Genomic DNA, 20,447 nt, shown 5'->3' with positions numbered 1-20,447 from the left:
CTCAGGGCAGGACCTTGCCGGGATTGAGGATATTCTTGGGATCGAGCGCGGCCTTGATCGCGCGCATGACCTCGAGCGCGACCGGATCCTTATGCGCGGCCATCGTCGCGCGTTTCGACACGCCCACGCCATGCTCGGCCGAGAACGACCCGCCCAAGGCCACCGCCTCTTCGGCCACGGCGGCGCGGATCACGGGTTTCAGCGCCGGGTCCGACGGATAGGCCGCGTAATGGATATTGCCGTCACCCAGATGCGCGACCGACAGCTCGCGCGCGCCCGGGTCGATCGCCAAAAGCCGCGCGTGCATTCGGCTCAGAAAGGTCTCCAGCCGATCCAGCGGCAGCGCGACATCGGTATCGACCAGATCCGGCTCGGTAAAGGTGATCTCGGCCGCCGCCTCACGCATCGCCCAGAGCTTACGCCGCTGCGCCTCCGACCCCGCCAGCACCGCCTCCGAAATCTGCCCGGCCTCGAAAGCCTCGGCCAAAAGCGCCTCGAGCCGCGCCTGCGGGTCTTCGCCCGCCATCGTCGTCGCGGTCTCGATCAGGATGTTCACCGGCTGCGGCGCGAAGGGGCAGGCCAGATCGGGTTTCAGCGCCCCGAGCCGCTCCATGAAGGCGGCGGGCATGAATTCAAAGGCCTCGACCGCAGCGCCTGTGCCCGCCTGCAGCGCATTCAACAGATCAAGCGCAGCACCAAGGCTCTCCATCCCCAGAAGCGCCGTGGCATAGGCCCGCGGCGCCGGCACCAGCCGCAGCACCGCTGCCGTGATCACGCCCAGCGTGCCCTCGGCCCCGATCATCAGGTCGCGCAGGTCATAGCCGGTGTTATCCTTGTGCAGCGCGCTCATCAGGTTCATCACCCGGCCATCGGCCAGCACCACTTCGAGCCCAAGGCAAAGCGCCCGCGCCGAGCCGTAGCGCAGCACGTTCGAGCCCCCCGCGTTCGTCGAAAGAAACCCGCCCACCGTGGCGGAGCCCTTGGCGCCGAAGGTCAGCGGAAAGGAAAGGCCCTCGACCGCCGCGACCTCATGCAAGGCTTCAAGCACGACACCTGCCTCGGCCACGATCGTGCGCGCGGGCGCGTTCAGCTCGCGAATGCGATTGAGCCGCGCTAGCGAGAGCATCAGCGCGCCCTCGGCCATCGTCCCGCCATTCAGCCCGGTATTCCCGCCCAAAGGCACCACCGGCACCCCCTCGGCATTGGCCAGCCGCAAGACGCCCGCGACCTCCTCGGTCGAGCCGGGCCGCAGCACTGCCAGCGGCGTCCAGCGGTAATGCCCCGTCCATTCGCGCCCGAACCCCGCCGCGTCATCGCCGGTCAGCACATGGCCGGGCCCGAGCAGATCGCGCAGCCTGTCGAGGATCGCCATTTCCACCTCCATGGCGCAAGCGGCCCCGACAGATGCCTCCGGCGGGGATATTTCTTGCAAAATGAAGAGCTTTCACTTTGCTTCAAATATCCCCCGCGGAGCGTCCCGACGGAGCAAGAGGCGTGGCGGCGCGGGCCGTCAGCGCCAGTCGAAAAAGTCTTTGGGCGCGCGGGCCAGAAGCTTGCGCGCGATATCGGCGCCCAGTTCGGCGGCATCCGAGATCGCGGCGCGGCCTTCTTCGAAAAGCGCATCCGAGCCATCGGGGCGCAGCACCTCGCCACGCAGCCAGATCTGGTCGCCCTCGAGCATCGCGAGCCCCGCGATCGGGGTTTCGCAGGAGCCATCGAGCGTCGCCAGATAGGCGCGTTCGGCGGCGAGGCGGTGACCCGCGTCGACATTATGGATCGCGGCCAGCATCTCGGCGGCGCGCGCATCGTTTTCGCGCCGTTCGATGCCGATGCAGCCCTGCGCCACGGCGGGCAGCATGTCTTCGGGCTCGATCGCCGAGCGGGCGACCTCGGCCATGCCCAGCCGGTTCAGCCCCGCCATCGCGAGGAAGGTCGCGGTGGCCACGCCGTCTTCGAGCTTTTTCAGGCGCGTCTGCACATTGCCGCGGAACTCGACCAGCTTGAGGTCGGGGCGGCGAAAATGCAGCTGCGCGCGGCGGCGCAGGCTCGACGAGCCAACGACGGCGCCTTCGGGCAGGTCGTGGATCGAGCCGTAATTCAGGCTGACGAAGGCGTCGCGCGTGTCTTCGCGCGGCAGGTAGCAATCGAGCAACAGCCCCTCGGGCTGCTTGACCGGCATGTCCTTCATCGAATGCACGGCGATGTCGATGCGGCTTTCCAGCATCGCCTCTTCGATTTCCTTGGTGAACAGGCCCTTGCCGCCCAGTTCCTTGAGCGGCTTGTCGGCGTCGATCAGGGTCCGGTCGTCGCCGGTGGTCTTGATCACCACGATCTCGAAGGCCTCTTCGGGCAGATCATGGGCCGCCATCAGGCGGGCGCGGGTTTCATAGGCCTGCGCCAGCGCCAGGGGGCTGCCGCGGGTGCCGATTTTCAGGGGCGAGGTCGCATTGGGCATCTGTGTCATGAGGCCTTCGTAGCCGCGTCAAAAGGCCCGCGCAAGCGCCTCGCGCTTGACATTGCGCCGCAGGACAAATTCAAGGGGGCAAAGAGGAGAAGCGCGATGACCGAAAAGACGATCCTGCGGGCCCTGAAAGGCGAGGTTCTGCCCACCCCTCCGATCTGGATGATGCGGCAGGCGGGGCGCTATCTGCCCGAGTATCGTGCGACGCGTGCCGAAGCCGGCGATTTCCTGTCGCTGTGCTACAATTCCGATCTGGCCGCCGAGGTCACGCTGCAACCGATCCGCCGTTACGGGTTCGACGCGGCGATCCTGTTTGCCGATATTCTGCTTCTGCCGCAGGCGCTTGGCGCGGATCTGTGGTTTGAAACCGGCGAAGGCCCGCGGCTTTCGACGATCACCGGGCCCGAAGGGCTGGCGAAGCTCAAGGGCCGCGACGACATCCACGACCACCTCGCGCCGGTCTATGAAACCGTGCGCATCCTGTCGCGCGAGCTGCCCAAGGAAACCACGCTGATCGGCTTTGCCGGCGCGCCCTGGACGGTGGCGACCTACATGATCGCCGGCCGCGGCACGAAAGATCAGGGCCCCGCGCATGCGCTCAAGGCCGAAGACCGCGCGACCTTCCAGGGGATCATCGACCTCCTGACCGAAGCGACGATCGAATATCTCGCGAAGCAGGTCGAGGCAGGCGCCGAGGTCGTGAAGATCTTTGATAGCTGGGCGGGCAGCCTCAAGGGGCAGGATTTCGAGGATTTCGCGGTCGAGCCCGCGCGGCGCATCATCGCCGCGATGAAGGCGCGCTTCCCGGGCCTTCCGGTCATCGCCTTCCCGCGCGAGGCGGGCGACGGCTATATCGGGTTCCACGAGAAGACCGGCGCGGATTGCGTGGCGATCGACAATTCGGTCACCCCGGAATGGGCGGCGGCGAACGTGCAGAAGTCGGGCTGCGTGCAGGGCAACCTCGATCCGCGCCACATGGTGACGGGCGGCGAGGAGCTGGTCGCGGCGACGCGGCGCGTGGTCGAGGCGTTCAAGAACGGCCCGCATATCTTCAACCTCGGCCATGGCATCACCCCCGATGCCGACCCCGAGAATGTCGCGCTGATGATCGAAACGGTCCGCAAGGGCTGAGGAAAGGGGCCGGAAGGCCCCTTTTTCATGGGCTCAGCGCGCGGTCTTGAAGGCGAACCAGATCGCCACCAGGGCGAGTGCGACCGCCAGCGTGCGGCGCAGGATGCGTTCGCGCTTCGGGTCTTCGAAAAGTGCCCGCGCCGCCCCCGCAAGCGTCACGATCGTGCCATGCACCGCCGTCGCGACGCCGACGTAGATCGCGGACAGCCACAGCGTTTCCTGCAAAATCGCGCCGGGCGTCAGGAAGGTCGGCAGGACCGCGACATAGAAGGCCGCCGCCTTCGGGTTGAGCAGGTTGGTGATCAGGCCGCGGCGGAAATAGCGCCAGTTCGACGAGCCAAGCGGCGCGTGCTCGATCGCCTCGGAGCCATCGCGCCAGCCGTCCCAGGCCAGCCAGAGCATGTAGACCACCCCCGCCCAGCGCAGCGCCTGATAAAGCGGCTCAGAAGCCGAAACGATCGCCGCGACGCCAATCGCGGCCAGCGCGCCGACGATGCCCAGCCCCAGCGCCACCCCCGCCACCGCCGCATAGCCCGGACGGCGGCCCTGCGTTGCCGCCACCACCGCCAGATAGGCCATGTTCGGGCCCGGCGTCAGCTCGATGATGAACGAGGTGAAGGCAAAGGCCCAAAGCGCGTCCATGCGCCACTCTCCGAAATGTCAGGCGCCAAGGCCCGCGTTCAGTACCATTTGGCGATCGGCGGCAGGCTCATCAGAACCGCATTCGCGTTATGGCCGGTTTCGAGGCCGAATTTCGTGCCCCGGTCATAGACGAGGTTGTATTCGGCATAGAGGCCGCGATGGCGGAACTGGGTTTCGCGGTCGTCCTCGGTCCAGGGCTGGTTGCGGCGCCGCTCGGTCACCGGCACGAAAGCGGGCAGGAAGGCCGCGCCCACGTCGCGGGTAAAGGCGAAATCCGCCTCCCAGTCGCCGGTGTTCAGATCATCGTAGAAAATCCCGCCGACACCGCGCGCGCGGCCCCGGTGCGGGACAAAGAAATACTCGTCTGCCCAGGCCTTGAACTTCGGGTAATAGCCCGGGTCATGGGCGTCGCAGGCGGCGCGCAGCGTGTCGTGGAAAAACGCGGTGTCCTCGGCATATTCGATGCAGGGGTTGAGGTCGGCACCGCCGCCGAACCACCACGCGCCCGGCGTCCAGAACATCCGCGTGTTCATGTGCACCGCCGGCGTATGCGGGTTTTGCATATGCGCGACAAGGCTGATCCCCGAGGCCCAGAAGCGCGGATCCTCGGCCATGCCCGGCACGCCCCGCGCGGCCATCGCCGCCTGCGCGCGCGGCGCCAGCGTACCCCAGACCGTCGAGATATTCACGCCCACCTTTTCAAAAACGCGCCCACCGCGCATCACGCTCATCTTGCCGCCGCCCTGATCTTCGCCATCGGGGCCGGTGCGCGTGGTCGGCGTAACCTCAAAGCGGCCAGCGGGCAGCCCGGCATGGGGGCCTTCGGTCTGGGTATCTTCCAGCGCCTCGAAAGCGGCCACGATCCGGTCGCGCAGCTCCGAGAACCAGGCGCTGGCGCGCTCCTTGCGGGCGTCGAACGGATCGGTGTTTTGCTCTTGCATACGGGCTCCTCCTCGGGTCGGCCCGTGATAGCATCGCCACCGGGCAAGGCAAAGGCGAATGCGCCAAACCGCGCCTGCGGCAAAGCGTGATTTGTCTCGGCGCGGGCGGCGCGCTAGGCTCGGGCCAGATTTGCCCAGGAGGTTTTCATGCGTGCCCGTCTTGCCCTCTTCGCCCTGATCGCTCTGGCTGCCTGCGGCACGCCGCAAGAGCAATGCATCAACCGCGAAAGCCGCGAGTTGCGCACGGTCGAGCGGCTGATCGCCGAGGTCGAGGGCAATCTGGCGCGCGGCTATGCCTATGAAGAATACGAAGTCCCGGTGCGGGATTGGGACCCGTGCGGCGTGCGCGAGATCACCCTGCCCGACGGCACCGTCAAGCATAAGACCGTGATGTGCCTTGAAACGCGCTGGGAAACCCGCGAACGCAAGGTCGCGATCGACCCCGAGGCCGAGAAGCGCAAACTTGCCGGGCTGCAGGCCAAACGCAAGGAATTGCTGCCGAAAGTGGATGCCGCGATCACCGCCTGCAAGCAGGCCTACCCGGAATGACGCCCTAGAAAGCGAGCAGGCGCGGGGCGCTGCCAAGGCCGCGCCCGCCGTCGACGGTCACGATCTGCCCGGTCACGAACCCCGCCCCCGAGGAAGCCAGGAATTGCACGGTTTCGGCCAGTTCCGAGGGCGGAGCGATGCGGCCCAGCGGCGTTGCCTTGATCAGATCGCCGCGCCATTCGGGATGGTCGCGCAGATGGTTTTGCAGGTTCGCGCTCATGACCGAGGCGAAGTTCACACCATTCACGCGGATATGCTTGGGCGCCAGAACCAGCGCGAGGCTGCGCGTCATCTGCTCCTGCGCGGCCGAGGCGATCGCGTAGGCCATGGTCTCGGGATGCGCGCAGGCGGCGGGCGGGGTCGAAATATTGACGATGCAGCCCGCCTCACCGGTCTTGTTGCCCTCGTCCTCCGCCTGTTTGATCATGCGATTGGCGGTCATCTGCGAGAGCCGCAGCATCCCCTTCATGTTGAGCTGCAACATCTCATCAAGGACGGTCTGGTCGGTATCGAGCGGATCGGCTGGCTTGATGCAGCGCGCGGCGTTGACGAGGATGTCGATACGTTCGAACGCATCCACCGTGGCGGACAGCAGGTTTTTCACGCAGAGCTTCTGGCACAGATCGCCCGCGAAATAGCGCGCCGGACCATCCGATTTCGCATCATCGCCCAGCTCGTCGGCAAGGCGCGCCTCGTCGATATCGGCGAACATCACTTGCGCGCCGCGATCAAGCAGATGCCGCGCGATCGCGAGGCCGATGCCGTGGGCCGCACCGGTGACGATGGCGGTCTTGCCGGAAATGGACAGGGTCATGCAGGTCTCCGTGGCGGATCAGGCTTGGCGGATCAGGGGAAAATAGCGCGGATCAGCGCCGTTTGCGAGCGACAGATCGGCGCGGTGCGGCAGCGGCAGCGGCTTTCTGCGCGGCGGCCATCTGGTTCGACGAGAGCGGGCGCGCGGCCCGGATGATGCGAAACCGGCTTGAGGGGCCACCCGGCGGGGTGATTTCCTCGACCTCGTGGAAGCACTCGCGCAGCGTCGGCTCATAGGGCAAATGCCGGTTCGCCACCATCCAGAGCGTGCCCGACAGCGATAGCATCGCACGCGCCGCCCGGATAAAGGCATGGCCCAGCGCCGGGTCCGCCTCGCGCGAGGTATGGAACGGCGGGTTCATCACCACCGCGCCATAGCGTTCAGCGGGCTCGAACCGGGTCGCATCGGCCCAGTGAAACGCCGCGCGCGGGTCGGTGATATTGCGCCGCGCACAGTCCAGTGCGGCATGGTCGGCCTCGATCAGGTCAAGCTGCTCGACGCCCTTGCGCGCCAGAACCTGCGCCGACAGCCAGCCCCAGCCCGCGCCCAGATCGGCCACCCGCGCGGGCAGCGCCTCGGGCAGGCAAGCCGCCAAAAGCGCCGAGCCCTCGTCGATTTCCTCGGCAGAGAACACGCCCGGCATCGTCGCAAAGCCCGGCGCGGGCGTGATCGGGCGCGCGGCCCAATCGGCCAGCGGCGCGGGATCGGCGGCAAAGGCGAAAATCTTGCCATGCGCCTTCGCCAGCGCGGGCGACACGTCAATGCGCGCGCGCAAGTCCTTGTAGAGCGAGTCGATCCCGTCGGACTTCGCGCCATCGACCCAGATCGGCCCGCCGGGCACGACCTCGGCCGCCGCCTCGGCCAAAAGCGCGCGCGCCTCGGCCTTGGCGCGGGGCACGAACACGATCGCCGCGGCAAACGGACCCTTGGCAGCGGGCGCCACCTCGATCCCGCGGGCGGCCAGCGCATCATGATCGGGTTTGAACCCCTGCACGGCAATCAGCCGCTCTCGCGGCAGATCCGACAGATCGGTCTCGGCGCGCGGACGGAAAAGCGCGATCCGCCCGTCAGCGGGCAGCGCATCGGGCGCGGAAAGCGCAAGGGACAGTCGGGGATGACTCATGGCAGCGGACGCGGGCGCGTCACTCCTTTTCCATCGTGCATTGCAGGGGATGTTGATGGCGGCGCGCGAAATCCATCACCTGGGTAACCTTGGTCTCGGCCACCTCGAAGGAATAGACGCCGACCACCGCCAGCCCCTTCTTGTGCACGGTCAACATGATGTCGAAGGCCTCGGCGTGGCTTTTGCCAAAGAACCGCTCGAGGATGTGCACAACGAATTCCATCGGCGTGTAATCGTCATTCAGCAAGAGCACCTTGTACATCCGCGGCCGCTGCGTCTTGGCACGCGTCTTGGTCGCGACACCGGCATCCCCATCGGCATCGTCCTCGCGGCCGGCCATCATGTGAAGCGGGTGAAGCAAACTGCCCTCGTGGAATCGCTGAACGTCGTTTCGCGAATATAGGCGGATCGCGCGCCATGAAAACCCTGTAACACCCGCGCGATTGCCAAGCAGGCGGGGTTTGTCCATGCTGGCGACCCAATTCCGGAGGCGCCATGCAACTGACCACGATCGGCTTCGATGCGGATGACACGCTTTGGCACAACGAGCGGTTTTTCACGCTGACACAAGACCGTTTCACCGAGCTGATGCGCGATCACGCCCCCGCTGAACACCTGGCCGAACGGCTTCTGGCGGCCGAGCGGCGCAACATCGGACATTACGGTTTTGGCGTGAAGGGCTTTACGCTCTCGATGATCGAAACCGCGATCGAGGTCAGCGAGGGTCGCGTCCCGGGCTCGGTCATTGCCGAGATCATGGCCGCCGGCCGCGAGATGCTGAGCCACCCGATCGAGCTTTTGCCCGGCGCACGCGACACGATCGACGCGCTCGCCGGGCGCTACCGGCTTTTGCTGATCACCAAGGGCGACCTGCTCGATCAGGAACGCAAGCTGGCGCAATCGGGGCTTGGCGATTTCTTTGACGCGGTCGAGATCGTCTCCGACAAGACCGCCGCGATCTATACCGGCGCCTTTACGCGCCACGGAAGCGGTGCGGCGCAGGGGATGATGGTCGGCAACTCTCTGAAATCCGACGTGAATCCGATGCTCGACGCGGGCGGTTGGGCGGTGCATGTGCCCCACGATCTGACCTGGCCGCTCGAACATGCCGAGGCACGAGACACCGACCCGCGCTTTCACCGGATCGAGGCGCTTTCGCTCCTGCCCGGGCTGATCCGGCAAATCGAGATGTCTTTCATCGAGCCCTAAATACTCCCGCCGGAGGCTCCGCCCGCACCCCCGGGCACCCCTCGATCTATAGTGGCGCGCCCGCTCCCACCCACGACATCTTGCGGTAGTGCAGGAAAGCCGCAGATCACCGTGTTGAAACTTAACGGTTTTCAGCTTTCGAGCCTCATGTTAGGCTGATCGAATAAGCCCCAAATCACCAAACAAACCGGGGCACGAGGCAGAGACATGGCAATTACCGCGACCAAGCTGATGGGCTGGGTCCGCTTCGGGCTATTTGCCCTGATTTTGGCGGCCCTTCCCGTGCGTGTTTTCGCTGCGCCCTATGCGGCGCTGGTGATGGATATGCGCTCGGGCGAGATTCTGTATTCAAAGAACGCCGACACCCGGCTGCACCCGGCCTCTCTGACCAAGATGATGACGCTCTACATCACCTTCCAGGCGGTGGAGCGCGGCGAGATCAGCCTCGATCAGATGGTCACCGTTTCGGCCAATGCGGCGAGCCAGCCGCCCTCGCGGCTCGGGCTGCGGGCGGGGCAGAAGATCGCCGTGCGCTACCTGATCCGCGCGGCCGCGGTGAAATCCGCCAATGACGCGGCCGCAGCCTTGGGCGATGCGATCGGCGGCAATCAGGCGCGCTTTGCCGAGCGTATGAACCGCACCGCCAAGGCGCTTGGCATGCGCAACACCACCTTTCGCAATGCCAACGGGCTGACGCAGGCCGGGCACCTCTCGACCGCCAGCGACATGACCATCCTGGGGCGCCACCTGTTCTACGATTTCCCTCAATATTACAACATCTTCTCGCGCAAGACCGCTGATGCGGGCATGGCCAAGGTCTATAACACCAACCGCCGTTTCCTGAACGATTATGAGGGCGCCGACGGGATCAAGACGGGCTACACGGTGGCCGCGGGCTTCAACCTGACCGCCTCGGCCAAGCGCGGCAACAAGCGCATCATCGCGACCGTCTTTGGCGGCTCCTCGACGGCGCAGCGCAACGCGAAAATGGCGGAATTGCTGGATCTGGGCTTCAAGCGCGCCTCGGGCCGCTCCCCCGAGAACCGCCCCAGCGCGCCCGCCGCCGATACCCAGATGCTGATGGCCTCGAACGCCGGATCGACCTCCGGGCTGAGCGCGCAGCGCATTCGTGTTTCGGGCGCGGTCTCAAAATCGCCCTTCCCGAAACGCCGCCCGGGTGTGCCGGGGGCGGATGCCGATGCGATCCAGATGGCGCTGGCGCAGGCTCAGGCCGAGGCGCAGGCCCGTGCGCTGGCCGAGAAGATCGCCGCCGATGTGACGGTCGAGCCCGAAGCCGTGGCCGCGAAACTCGCGGAGGCCGACGCAAAACCAGAACCGGAAGCCGAAATCCAGTTGGCCGAGGCCATCGCGCCTGCGACCGGGCCGCGCCCGATGCCGCGCCCGCGCCATATCGCGGCACTTGCTCCCGCCCCGGTCGAGCCTGAGGCCACGCGGATTGCCGCGACCGAGCCGGTCGAGGCGCCGGTCGAGGACGAGGCCACCGCGCTTGCGGCGCTGGCGGTCGAAGCCCCCGTCGCCCAGACCGAAATCGCGGCGCTCGCGCCTGCCCCGGCCCCCGAGCCGAGCGGCTTTGCCCAATCGACCGAGCCGCAACCCGAGACGCTCCGCCTCGCCTCGGCGATGATGGATGACATCTTGCGCAACGAGGCCGATGTCGAGGCGCAGGGCGATGCCGAACCGGCCTTCGTCCAGTCCACCGAACCGCAGCCCGAAACCCGTGCCGCGCGCAGCGACAAGGTTATTCTGGCCGCGCTGACGCCCCCTGCCCCGGCGCCGCATCAACAGCCCAAGGTGGTGGCGCGCGCCTCCAGCTCGGGCGGGCGCGGGCATGGCGTGAGCCTCGGTTATTACAATTCGAAATTCGCCGCCGAACGCGCGCTGCTGACGATCGCGCTGATGGAGACCGACACGCTGGGCGAGGCGCTGCGCAAGGTTGCCAGCCGCCCGAAAGGCTTCGAGGCGAATTTCGTCGGCATGAGCCGCGATATGGCCGAACTGGCCTGTGCCCGGCTCACCGCCCGCGCGCAGAAATGCTCGGTGATCGGGCCCTGAGTTTCCTCCCCCAAAGACGGGAAAGGCCGCGCCTCGGGCAACCGGGCGCGGCCTTTTCACTTGCCGGGGACGGGTTTCAGTCCTGTTTCGGGCGATCGTCATACTCATCCGACAGGATGCGCTGCGAGTCGCCCTTGGGGTCTTCGTACTGGCGCGTCTTCACCGCCCAGAAGAAGGCCACCAGCCCCACGCCGCCCATGAACAGCGAAATCGGGATGAGGAAGGTCAGGATTTCCATTGGGGCCTCACTTGAGCCGCAGCGAATTGAGCGAAACGGTGATCGACGACAGCGACATCGCCAGCGCCGCCGCGAGCGGCGTGGCCAGCCCGATCAGCGCAATCGGAACCGCGATCACGTTGTAGAGGATCGAGATACCAAAGTTTTCCTTGATCCGGCGGCGTGCCTGCGTGGCGATGCGCGCGGCATCGGCGACGGGGGCCAGATCGGCGCCCAGAAGCACGATATCCGACGCGGTGCGGGCCGCATCCAGCGCCGAGGCCGGTGAAACCGAAACATGGGCCGAGGCCAGCGCGGCGGTATCGTTCAGCCCGTCGCCCACCATCAGCACATGCTTGCCCGCGCCCGAGAGGAACTGCACCAGCTCGGCTTTTTCATGGGGCAGCACGCCCGCGCGGTAATTCGAGATGCCCAGACGCGCGGCCAGATCGGCCACCGCCCCCTCGACATCGCCCGAGACCAGCCAGATCTCGGAGCCCTGACGGGCGAAGGCGGCGACGGCCTCTTCGGCACCGGGGCGCAGGCTGTCGTGGAACCGGATCGAAGCCGGCGCGGCCTCGCCGATCTTGAGATGGGTGGCGGTGGTGTCGCCCGCCTCGGCGCCGATCCAGTCGGCGCGGCCAAGGCGCACCAGCTGCCCCTGCCATTTGCCCTCGATGCCGAAGCCCGGCACTTCGCGCAGATCGTCCAGCGTCGCGGGCACGCAGCCCTGCGCCAGCGCAACCTCGTGGAGCGCACGCGCGAGCGGATGCGACGAGGCCCCCGCCAGCGCCGCGGCCACAGAAAGCTGCTCGGGCGTCAGGTCGGAGAGGTTCTCGGGGCGCGGCGCGCCCATCGTCAGCGTGCCGGTCTTGTCGAAAACCACGGTGTCGACCTCGGCCATACGCTCAAGCGCGGTGCCATCCTTGATCAGGAGCCCCTTGCGGAACAGCTTGCCCGAAGCGGCGGTGACCACGGCCGGCACGGCCAGACCCAGCGCGCAGGGACAGGTGATGATCAGCACCGCCGCCGAGATATTCAGCGCGTGGCGCACATCGCCTCCGGTCAGATAGAGCCAGGTCACGAAAGACGTGAACGACAGCATATGCACGATCGGCGCATAGGCGCGCGCGGCACGCTCGGCCAGCGAGGTATATTTCGTCTTGGCGCTTTCAGCGGCGGCCACCAGATCGGCCATCCGGTGCAGGGAGCTATCCTTGCCCGCCGCCGTCACCGAGAGCGTCAGCGGCCCGGTCAGGTTGACCTCGCCGGTCGACAGAACCGAGCCCGGCCCGGCATAGACCGGCAGCGATTCCCCCGTCAGCAGCGAGCGGTCGGTTTCCGAAGTGCCCTCGGTCACGGTGCCGTCCGCCGGGATCCGCCCGCCCGGACGCACGCGCACCAGATCGCCCAGGCGCAGCTCAGCCACGGGCACGGTTTCCTCGCCGGTGTCAGTGAGGCGGGTGGCGCGCGGCACCTCCAGCGCGGCCAGCTCTTCGGCGGCCGAGCGCGCGGTGGCGCGGGTGCGGTAATCGAGATAGCGGCCGACCAGCAGGAAGAAGGTCAGCATCACCGCGGCGTCGAAATAGGCGTGGCGCCCCGATTGCGAGGTTTCGTAAAGCGAAATCGCCGTGGCGAGGATGATCGCCAGCGAGATCGGCACATCCATGCCCAGCCGCCGGGCGCGCAGCGCCGCCCAGGCGTTCGAGAAGAACGGCCGCCCGGCGAACAGCACCGTCGGGATCGCGATCGCGCCGGAAATCCAGTGGAACATGTCGCGCGTCGAATCCTCGGCCCCGGACCAAACCGAGATCGACAGGAGCATGATGTTCATCATCGCGAAGCCCGCGACGCCGATGCGCATCAGCAGGTCGCGGCCGCGCTTGTCGTTCTCGGTGGCCGAGAGCATCCCGGCGTCCAGCTCATGCGCCTCGTAGCCGATCCGGTCCAACGCCGAGATCAGCGCGCCGGCCTCGACGCCCGGTTCCGCATCGACGGAAACCCGCTTCAGCGTCAGGTTCACCCGCGCCGATTTCACGCCCGGTTGTTTGTGCAGTTCACGTTCGACATCCGAAATGCAGACCGCGCAATGTGCCGTCGGCAGCGAGAGCATCAGCCGCGCGCCCTTGATATCGCCCGATTTTGCAAGTTGCTCGGCCGAAGGCGCCGCAAGGCAGGCCGGGCAGGCCGAAGCGGAAACGTGCTCGTCCTGCGGGGCGGTGCCGTCGATGTCCGAACTCAGCGCCATAGGTCAGCCATCCACGAAGAAATCGAGGCGTTTGCGGAAGGGCGTGCCATCGGCGGCGGTCGCCTCGAGATGGATCAGCCAGGCGCCGGGCTCAAGCGCGAGCGGCGCGATGAACAGCCCGCCCTTATAGGCGAATTCGGGTTCGACATCATCGCCAGAAAATGTGGTGCGGCCGACGACGGCCTTCAGCTCGGAAACGCGCGCGGGCAGGCCCTGCGCGTCCCGGATCACCAGCGACAGGAAGCCGTTTTCATAGGTCGGCTCAACACGCCAGCCAAGCGCCTCTTGCGCGGCACGGTCGGCGTCGAAGGTCTGCGAGGCAACATAGGAATTCTCGGTCTCAAGCCCCGGAAAGGTGCCGATCGCCTTGTAGGCCATGAAGATGTTCACGGCGATAATCAGGCCGAAAGCGCCGACGAATCCGCCCAGAACGTGTTTGCCGTTGATTTCCTTGGCCATTGCCGTTCCCCGATTGCTGGTCCGATTTCCCTGCCCCGTTCATACGCATTTCGGCGAGGCGGGAAAAGCCCGGGGCCGCACAATGGCGGCCCCGCACGTTAATTTGAGGCGCTCACTCTCCGGTCCCGTTGAACACGGTCTCGGTCGAGACACGGTCGGTGGAGCCGGTGTCCTCGATCCAGAGGCGCAGGCTGGTCCGGTCGGCCTTGGCAAGCGGCGTGTTCGGCGCGGCCTCGATATAGAGGCGCTGGGTCAGCGTTTCATCGGGCAGCGCGGTGACGGTGTCACTTTCCGCCCCCTCAAGCGCGACATGCAGGCCTTCGATCGGCTGACCATCGGTGCCGACGATCGAGACCCGGAAGGTCGTGTCTTCACCCTGCTTGTTGCGCAGACGCAGCGTGTAGATGTTGCGCACGGTGCCATCGCCCTGGATCACATAGAGCGGATCGCGGTTGGGCGTGATGTTGAAGTCGATCGGAGAGCGCATGAACAGCGCCACGACCAGACCCACACCGATCGCCGCCCAGAGCGTGAAGTAGATCATCGTGCGCACCCGGAAGATGTGCTTCCAGATGTTGCGCGGATGGCCACCGGCCCGCTCTTCTTCCTCGTCCTTCAGCGCCATGTAACCGATCAGGCCACGCGGCTTGCCGATCTTGTCCATCATCTCGTCGCAGGCGTCGATGCACAGGCCGCAGGTGATGCATTCCAGCTGCTGGCCGTTGCGGATGTCGATCCCCATCGGACAGACCGCGAAACAGGCGTTACAGTCGATGCAATCGCCCTGACCTTCAACCGTGTCCTGGCCCTTTTTCAGCTTGCCACGCGGCTCGCCGCGCCATTCGCGATAGGCGATGACCAGCGTATCCTCGTCCATCATCGCGGCTTGAATCCGCGGCCACGGGCAGGCGTAGATACAGATCTGTTCGCGCGCGAAACCACCGAAGGCGAAGGTCGTCAGCGTCATCACCAGGATCGTGGTATAGGCGACCGGGTGGGCCTGGCCGGTGACGAGGTCATGCAAAAGTTGCGGCGCGTCGGTGAAATAGAACACCCAAGCCCCGCCCGTCGCGACCGAAATCACGAGCCACAGGATCCATTTGGTGATCCGTTTGCGGGTCTTTTCAAGGTCCCATTTCTGGCGCAGCAGACGAATCCGGGCGTTGCGGTCACCCTCGACCCAGCGCTCGACCAGAATGAAAAGGTCGGTCCAGACGGTCTGCGGGCAGGCATAGCCGCACCAGACGCGCCCCGCCGCCGAGGTAAACAGGAACAGGCCGAGACCCGCCATGATCAGAAGGCCCGCGACGAAATAGAATTCATGCGGCCAGATCTCGATCATGAAGAAGAAGAACCGGCGGTTCGCCAGATCCAGCAGCACCGCCTGATCGGGCAGCGCCGGGCCACGATCCCAGCGGATGAAGGGGGCGATATAGTAGACGCCGAGCATCAGCGCCATCAGCACCCATTTCAGCGTACGGAAATTCCCCGAGACACGCTTCGGGAAGACCGGCTCACGCGCGGCGTAAAGGGGGGGCGGATCGGCTTGTTCGGTGGAGCTCACGACTCTCTCCGTTGGCTAGACTTGCTGTTGGGTTTCTTCTGATATGGAACGTTTCAAAAAACTTTGACATGCGTCAAAAAGGCAGATTTCCGATGCAGCATTTCGGAACCATCTGATTTCATTGATCAGAAAGCCATTTCCAGCGCGAGGAATCCCGGGATTGCAGAGGGATTGCAGAGGGAAGGGGCGGCGCGGGCGATAGATTCTCCCTTGCCAAAGATTCGCGCGATATGCATCATTTTTCCACGGCCTGCCTCACCCTCTCGGGCATGCCGGAAAAAGACACCGGCGCCCCCAGGAAACGCGCGAACAGGACGGGGCGCCGGTGCTACTCGAGGGGGCCGGAGCCCCCCCGAATTTCGATTATTCACCGCCACCGAGGCTGTGGACGTAGGACGCCACAGCGCGGATCTCGGCTTCCGAGAGGCGGGTGTTCCAGTTCGGCATCACGCCGAAGCGGGCGTTCGCCACGGTCTCGGTCAGGGTGTCGACATCGCCACCATAGAGCCAGATCGCGTCGGTCAGGTTCGGCGCGCCCTGCGCGCGGTCACCGGTACCGTCTTCGGCATGGCACGACGAGCAGTTGTCAGCGAAGAGAACTTCGCCTTCACCCATCGCCGCCGCGTCAAACTCCTGGCCCGAAATCTTGCGGACGTATTGCACGACCTGCGCGATTTCCTCGTTACTCAACAGCTCATCCGCGCCGAAAGCCGGCATCTGCGAGAAGCGTGCTTCACCTTCCGGGTCATCCTCGTTGCGGATGCCGTGGGTCACGGTGAAGTGGATGTCCTCGATCGAACCACCCCAGAGCCAGTCCTGGTCCAGAAGGTTCGGGTAGCCGAGGCGCTTCTGACCACCGGCACCAGCGCCGTGGCACTGGGCACACCAGGTCCGGAAGACCGCCGCGCCCGCGTTGCGGGTGAAGTTGGCCAGTTCCGGGTCGTTGGCGATCTCGGTCAGCTCGACAGAAGCCAGTTTCGCTTCGATCGGCTTGTTCATCGCGTCATAGCGCTCGATCTCGGACAGCACGTCGCCACGCTGGCTGGCGCCAAGCATGCCGGGGGTGTTGCCGTTGAACAGCGGCCATGCAGGCATCGCCACAGAATAGGCGATCCCCCAGACGATGGTCACGTAGAAGGTCCACAGCCACCAGCGGGGCAGCGGGTTGTTATACTCGGAAATGCCGTCCCACTCGTGACCCGTGGTCTGGACTTCCACCTTTTTCGTCGGTTTTTTGCTCATTTCGTCCACGCCTCCTTACAACGTGGCGCCGTCATCCCTGCTGATCCTGCCCGGAGGCAGGATCCTGCAAGGGACTGGCGGGTTTGTCATCGTGACGGAAGGGGATGTTGGCCACATCCTCGTGGATCTTGCGGGAGCCGGGACGGAACGCCCAGACCACAGCGCCGATGAACACGGCGAAGATGGCGAGCATCGCCCAGCTGTCCGCGAATTCCCTAAGAATGTGATAATCCATTCCCATTCCTCCTTAGCGACTTGCCCGGGCTTCCTCGTCGGAGAAGGTCGAGAAATCGACCATCGTGCCGAGAACCTGGAGATAGGCGACCAGTGCATCCATTTCCGTGACCGCCGTCTGGCCGTCAAAGTTACGGATGGTGACCTTGTCACCGTAACGCTCGAGGAGGCCGTCCGTGTCGGCGTCCGGATCGAGTTGAGCGAAGAAGTCTTCCTTCGCCGCGGCGATCATTTCCGAGGTGTAGGGCACGCCCACGAGCGCATCGGTGCTCAGACGATCTTCGATGTATTTCGCATCGATCTCGCGATTGAGCAGGAAGCCGTATTTCGGCATCACCGATTCCGGAACGACGGCCTGCGGGTTCACCAGGTGATCCACATGCCAAGCGTCCGAGTAGCGCCCACCGACGCGGGCGAGGTCAGGCCCCGTCCGCTTCGAGCCCCACTGGAACGGGTGGTCATACATCGACTCGGCAGCGAGCGAGAAGTGACCGTAGCGTTCCACCTCGTCGCGCATCGGACGGATCATCTGCGAGTGGCAAACATAGCAGCCCTCGCGGATGTAAACGTCGCGACCCGTCAGTTCGAGCGGCGTGTAGGGACGCACCCCTTCGACTTTCTCGATGGTGTTATCGAGATAGAAGAGCGGAGCGATCTCCACGATGCCGCCGATCGTGACGACGAGGAAGGAGAAGATCAGAAGGAGAGTGGCGTTCTTTTCAAGAACGACGTGTTTGTCGATAAGAGCCATTGTGTCTCTCCTCCTTATTCGGCCGGAACGGCAACCGCCGACGACGCAGTGCGCGGCTGGCGGGCAACCGTTGCCCAGAGGTTGTAGGCCATGATGCAGGCACCGGTCAGGTACATCACACCACCGAGGCCGCGAACCACATACATCGGGAATTTCGCTTTCACGGTGTCAGCGAAGGCGTTCACGAGGAAGCCCTGGCTGTCGACTTCGCGCCACATCAGGCCTTCCATGATGCCGGTCACCCACATCGACGCCGCGTAGAGCACGATGCCGATGGTGGCGAGCCAGAAGTGCCACGACACGAGTTTCAGCGAGTAGAGGCGTTCACGACCCCACAGACGCGGCGTCAGGTAGTACAGCGCGCCGAAGGTGATCATGCCGTTCCAGCCCAGAGCACCCGAGTGCACGTGGCCAATGGTCCAGTCGGTGTAGTGCGACAGCGAGTTCACCGCGCGGATCGACATCATCGGGCCTTCGAAGGTCGACATGCCGTAGAAGCCGATCGACACAACCATCATGCGGATGATCGGGTCGGTGCGCAGTTTGTCCCAGGCGCCCGAAAGCGTCATCAGGCCGTTGATCATGCCACCCCAGGACGGCATCCACAGGATGATCGACATCACCATGCCGAGGGTCGAGGCCCACTGCGGCAGGGCGGTGTAGTGCAGGTGGTGCGGGCCAGCCCAGATGTAAATGAAGATCAGCGCCCAGAAGTGCACGATCGACAGTTTATACGAGTAAACCGGACGTTCAGCCTGCTTCGGCACGAAGTAATACATCATGCCCAGGAAGCCCGAGGTCAGGAAGAAGCCCACAGCGTTGTGGCCGTACCACCACTGGGTCATCGCGTCCTGCACACCCGAGAACACCTGAACCGACTTCGACCCGAAGAGCGAAACCGGGATCGCGAGGTTGTTCATGATGTGCAGCATCGCGATGGTCACGATGAACGACAGGTAGAACCAGTTGGCCACGTAGATGTGGGGTTCTTTGCGTTTGAAGATCGTGCCGAGGAAGACGACCAGGTAGAACACCCAGACGATGGTCAGCCACCAGTCAACCATCCACTCCGGCTCGGCGTATTCTTTCGAATGGGTGGCGCCCAGGATGTAGCCGGTCGCGGCAAGCACGATCACCAGCTGGTACCCCCAGAACACGAACCAGCCCATGTTGCCGCCGAACAGGCGCGCAGCCGAAGTCCGCTGCACAACATAGAAAGACGAGGCAATGAGCGCGTTGCCACCGAAGGCGAAAATAACCGCCGAGGTGTGCAGCGGGCGCAGCTTGCCGAAGTTCAGATAACCCTGCGCGATCTCGAGGTTCAGCGCCGGGAAGGCAAGCTGGAACGCGATGATGACCGCGACCAGAAACCCGACGACGCCCCAGAAGGTCGTCGCGATGACGCCGGCGCGAACCACGCCGTCGTTGTATTCATTCGCCGGGGCCGGAGCCGACCCCATGGTGCGAAGCACCCAGATGAACGCGATGACCGCGGCCAGGAAGACCTCGATCGCGTTCACCGTATATGCAAGATCGCGCCCGTAATTGGCGGCAATGGCGGCAAGAACCGCCACGACGCCAAGCGCGATCAGCTTGAAATAATCCCACATGTTGTGCGTCCCTTCGTCTTGTCTGTCCCCCGCTATATCCGGGAATCGGAATCCGGGCAGGGGGTTTCGACTGTAGCCCTTGTGGTCCGGGGGTATGCCCGATGCATTGATCTGCATCAAATATTCCTGCCCTACCTGCGCCGTTTCGTCGCAGTTCACAAGCTCGTGGCGCTAACAATTGTCAAGGCCGCCCCGGAACCGCCTGATTATCTGGCGGCTTTCTCTTCTTGCGGCTTGATCCGCGTCAAGGTCGCGCACCCCTGCCGGGATTAGCCTGCACCTAGGAAGATCTCTCAGCGGGAGGGCCCAGTGATGGCCTATAAGACGATTTTGACGATTGTGACCGATGTCGACGCCTCCAAGGCACAGATCGAGGCCGCGATCGCGCTGGCCCGGCGTGAGGATGCGCATCTCGACGTGCTCTGCATGGGCGTGGACCGCACCCAGACCGGCTATTACTACGCCGGCGCCACGGCCTTCGTGCAGCAGGAAACCATGGATCGCGCACAGGATGACGCGCGCAAGCTCGAGGCGGCGCTGACCGAGCGACTGACCCCCGAGGACGTGCGCTGGAGCGTGGAATCGATCGTCGCGCAGATCGGCGCGATCTCGACCGCGGTCGGGCTGCGCGCGCGCTTCTCGGATGTGGTCGTGGCGGGCCTGCCCTATGGCGAAGGCCGCGGCCCCGAGGTCGAAGCGGCGGTCGAGGCAGCGCTGTTCGAGGGCCAGGTGCCCGTGCTGATCGTCCCGGACGGTTACACCACGCCGCCCAGCGGCAAGCGCATCGTGGTCGCCTGGAACCAGTCGAGCGAGGCGATGAACGCGATCCGCAAGGCCCTGCCCGAGCTTAAGGCCGCGGAAATGGTCGACATCACCATCGTCGATCCGCCCGCCCATGGCCCCGAGCGCTCGGACCCGGGCGGCGCGCTGAGCCAGATGCTGTCGCGCCATGGCGTGCATGCCGAGGTCTCGGTTCTGGCCAAAACGCTGCCGCGCGTCTCGGACGTGATCAACCGCCACGTGCGCGACACCAAGGCCGATATGGTGGTGATGGGCGCTTACGGGCATTCGCGCTTCCGCGAGGCGATCCTCGGCGGCGCCACCCGCTCGATGCTGGAAAAAGCCGAAGTGCCGGTGCTGATGGCGCACTGACGCCGCTTGGGCGATTGTGATCAAGGG

Annotated in this window: 20 protein-coding genes; 5 read left to right on the top strand and 15 right to left on the bottom strand. The window is 65.2% G+C overall.

The features are described 5' to 3' along the window. Position 1: 1 nt before the first annotated feature. Positions 2-1,372, bottom strand: coding sequence for an FAD-binding oxidoreductase (locus tag CLN94_RS01760; RefSeq protein WP_096430728.1), 1,371 nt, complete (start codon positions 1,370-1,372; stop codon positions 2-4). 138 nt (positions 1,373-1,510) lie between these two features. Next, a complete protein-coding gene (gene hemC, locus CLN94_RS01755) occupies positions 1,511-2,455 on the bottom strand; it encodes a hydroxymethylbilane synthase (RefSeq protein ID WP_425439434.1) in 945 nt (314 codons plus the stop codon). Positions 2,456-2,560: 105 nt separating this feature from the next. Here hemC and hemE point away from each other — a divergent pair, with 105 nt between their 5' ends. Then, positions 2,561-3,592 (top strand): uroporphyrinogen decarboxylase, encoded by a 1,032-nt coding sequence (gene hemE / locus CLN94_RS01750; RefSeq protein WP_096430421.1) that lies wholly within the window; start codon positions 2,561-2,563, stop codon positions 3,590-3,592. Between the two features lie 33 nt (positions 3,593-3,625). Here hemE and CLN94_RS01745 read toward each other — a convergent pair whose 3' ends face one another. Next, entirely contained in the window at positions 3,626-4,234 is a 609-nt protein-coding gene (locus CLN94_RS01745; RefSeq protein WP_096430418.1) for a LysE family translocator, read from the bottom strand. Between the two features lie 38 nt (positions 4,235-4,272). Next, a complete protein-coding gene (gene hemF, locus CLN94_RS01740) occupies positions 4,273-5,175 on the bottom strand; it encodes an oxygen-dependent coproporphyrinogen oxidase (RefSeq protein WP_096430415.1) in 903 nt (300 codons plus the stop codon). 147 nt (positions 5,176-5,322) lie between these two features. On the opposite strand from hemF, the gene CLN94_RS01735 reads away from it, so the two are divergent. Continuing rightward, a complete protein-coding gene (locus CLN94_RS01735; RefSeq protein ID WP_096430413.1) occupies positions 5,323-5,724 on the top strand; it encodes a hypothetical protein in 402 nt (133 codons plus the stop codon). Between the two features lie 4 nt (positions 5,725-5,728). Here CLN94_RS01735 and CLN94_RS01730 read toward each other — a convergent pair whose 3' ends face one another. The 3 genes from CLN94_RS01730 to clpS are packed head-to-tail and all read right to left on the bottom strand — an operon-like array spanning position 5,729 to position 8,001. Beyond that, a complete protein-coding gene (locus CLN94_RS01730; RefSeq protein ID WP_096430410.1) occupies positions 5,729-6,538 on the bottom strand; it encodes an SDR family NAD(P)-dependent oxidoreductase in 810 nt (269 codons plus the stop codon). A 52-nt stretch (positions 6,539-6,590) separates the two neighbouring features. Next, positions 6,591-7,661 (bottom strand): class I SAM-dependent methyltransferase, encoded by a 1,071-nt coding sequence (locus CLN94_RS01725; RefSeq protein ID WP_096430407.1) that lies wholly within the window; start codon positions 7,659-7,661, stop codon positions 6,591-6,593. A 19-nt stretch (positions 7,662-7,680) separates the two neighbouring features. Next, positions 7,681-8,001: an ATP-dependent Clp protease adapter ClpS gene (gene clpS / locus CLN94_RS01720; protein WP_096430726.1), complete on the bottom strand. Its 321-nt coding sequence runs from the start codon at positions 7,999-8,001 to the stop codon at positions 7,681-7,683. Positions 8,002-8,156: 155 nt separating this feature from the next. Between clpS and CLN94_RS01715 the strand changes: the two genes are divergently transcribed. Further along, positions 8,157-8,870 (top strand): HAD family hydrolase, encoded by a 714-nt coding sequence (locus CLN94_RS01715; RefSeq protein ID WP_096430404.1) that lies wholly within the window; start codon positions 8,157-8,159, stop codon positions 8,868-8,870. A gap of 207 nt (positions 8,871-9,077) precedes the next feature. Then, positions 9,078-10,943 (top strand): D-alanyl-D-alanine carboxypeptidase family protein, encoded by a 1,866-nt coding sequence (locus tag CLN94_RS01710; protein WP_096430401.1) that lies wholly within the window; start codon positions 9,078-9,080, stop codon positions 10,941-10,943. Between the two features lie 76 nt (positions 10,944-11,019). On the opposite strand, the gene ccoS is transcribed toward CLN94_RS01710, so the two are convergent. From ccoS to ccoN, 8 genes are all read right to left on the bottom strand, one after another. Further along, on the bottom strand, positions 11,020-11,181 hold the full coding sequence (gene ccoS, locus CLN94_RS01705) for a cbb3-type cytochrome oxidase assembly protein CcoS (RefSeq protein WP_096430398.1): 162 nt from the start codon (positions 11,179-11,181) through the stop codon (positions 11,020-11,022). 7 nt (positions 11,182-11,188) lie between these two features. Beyond that, on the bottom strand, positions 11,189-13,408 hold the full coding sequence (locus CLN94_RS01700; protein WP_096430395.1) for a heavy metal translocating P-type ATPase: 2,220 nt from the start codon (positions 13,406-13,408) through the stop codon (positions 11,189-11,191). Positions 13,409-13,411: 3 nt separating this feature from the next. Continuing rightward, positions 13,412-13,867 (bottom strand): FixH family protein, encoded by a 456-nt coding sequence (locus tag CLN94_RS01695; protein WP_096430392.1) that lies wholly within the window; start codon positions 13,865-13,867, stop codon positions 13,412-13,414. Positions 13,868-13,979: 112 nt separating this feature from the next. Beyond that, positions 13,980-15,431, bottom strand: coding sequence for a cytochrome c oxidase accessory protein CcoG (gene ccoG / locus CLN94_RS01690; RefSeq protein WP_096430389.1), 1,452 nt, complete (start codon positions 15,429-15,431; stop codon positions 13,980-13,982). A 363-nt stretch (positions 15,432-15,794) separates the two neighbouring features. Then, complete coding sequence (gene ccoP, locus CLN94_RS01685) at positions 15,795-16,673, bottom strand: cytochrome-c oxidase, cbb3-type subunit III (protein WP_096430386.1); 879 nt, start codon at positions 16,671-16,673, stop codon at positions 15,795-15,797. 31 nt (positions 16,674-16,704) lie between these two features. Continuing rightward, positions 16,705-16,908, bottom strand: a complete 204-nt coding sequence (locus tag CLN94_RS01680; protein ID WP_096430383.1) for a cbb3-type cytochrome oxidase subunit 3 — start codon at positions 16,906-16,908, stop codon at positions 16,705-16,707. Between the two features lie 12 nt (positions 16,909-16,920). After that, positions 16,921-17,658, bottom strand: a complete 738-nt coding sequence (ccoO, locus tag CLN94_RS01675) for a cytochrome-c oxidase, cbb3-type subunit II (protein WP_096430380.1) — start codon at positions 17,656-17,658, stop codon at positions 16,921-16,923. A 14-nt stretch (positions 17,659-17,672) separates the two neighbouring features. After that, positions 17,673-19,268, bottom strand: coding sequence for a cytochrome-c oxidase, cbb3-type subunit I (ccoN, locus tag CLN94_RS01670; RefSeq protein WP_096430376.1), 1,596 nt, complete (start codon positions 19,266-19,268; stop codon positions 17,673-17,675). A 312-nt stretch (positions 19,269-19,580) separates the two neighbouring features. Here ccoN and CLN94_RS01665 point away from each other — a divergent pair, with 312 nt between their 5' ends. Then, a complete protein-coding gene (locus CLN94_RS01665) occupies positions 19,581-20,420 on the top strand; it encodes a universal stress protein (protein ID WP_096430373.1) in 840 nt (279 codons plus the stop codon). The last annotated feature ends 27 nt before the right edge of the window (positions 20,421-20,447 follow it).

This window comes from Pseudothioclava arenosa, assembly GCF_002358085.1.
Classification (GTDB): domain Bacteria; phylum Pseudomonadota; class Alphaproteobacteria; order Rhodobacterales; family Rhodobacteraceae; genus Pseudothioclava; species Pseudothioclava arenosa.
This window is presented reverse-complemented; position numbering and strand designations above follow the sequence as displayed.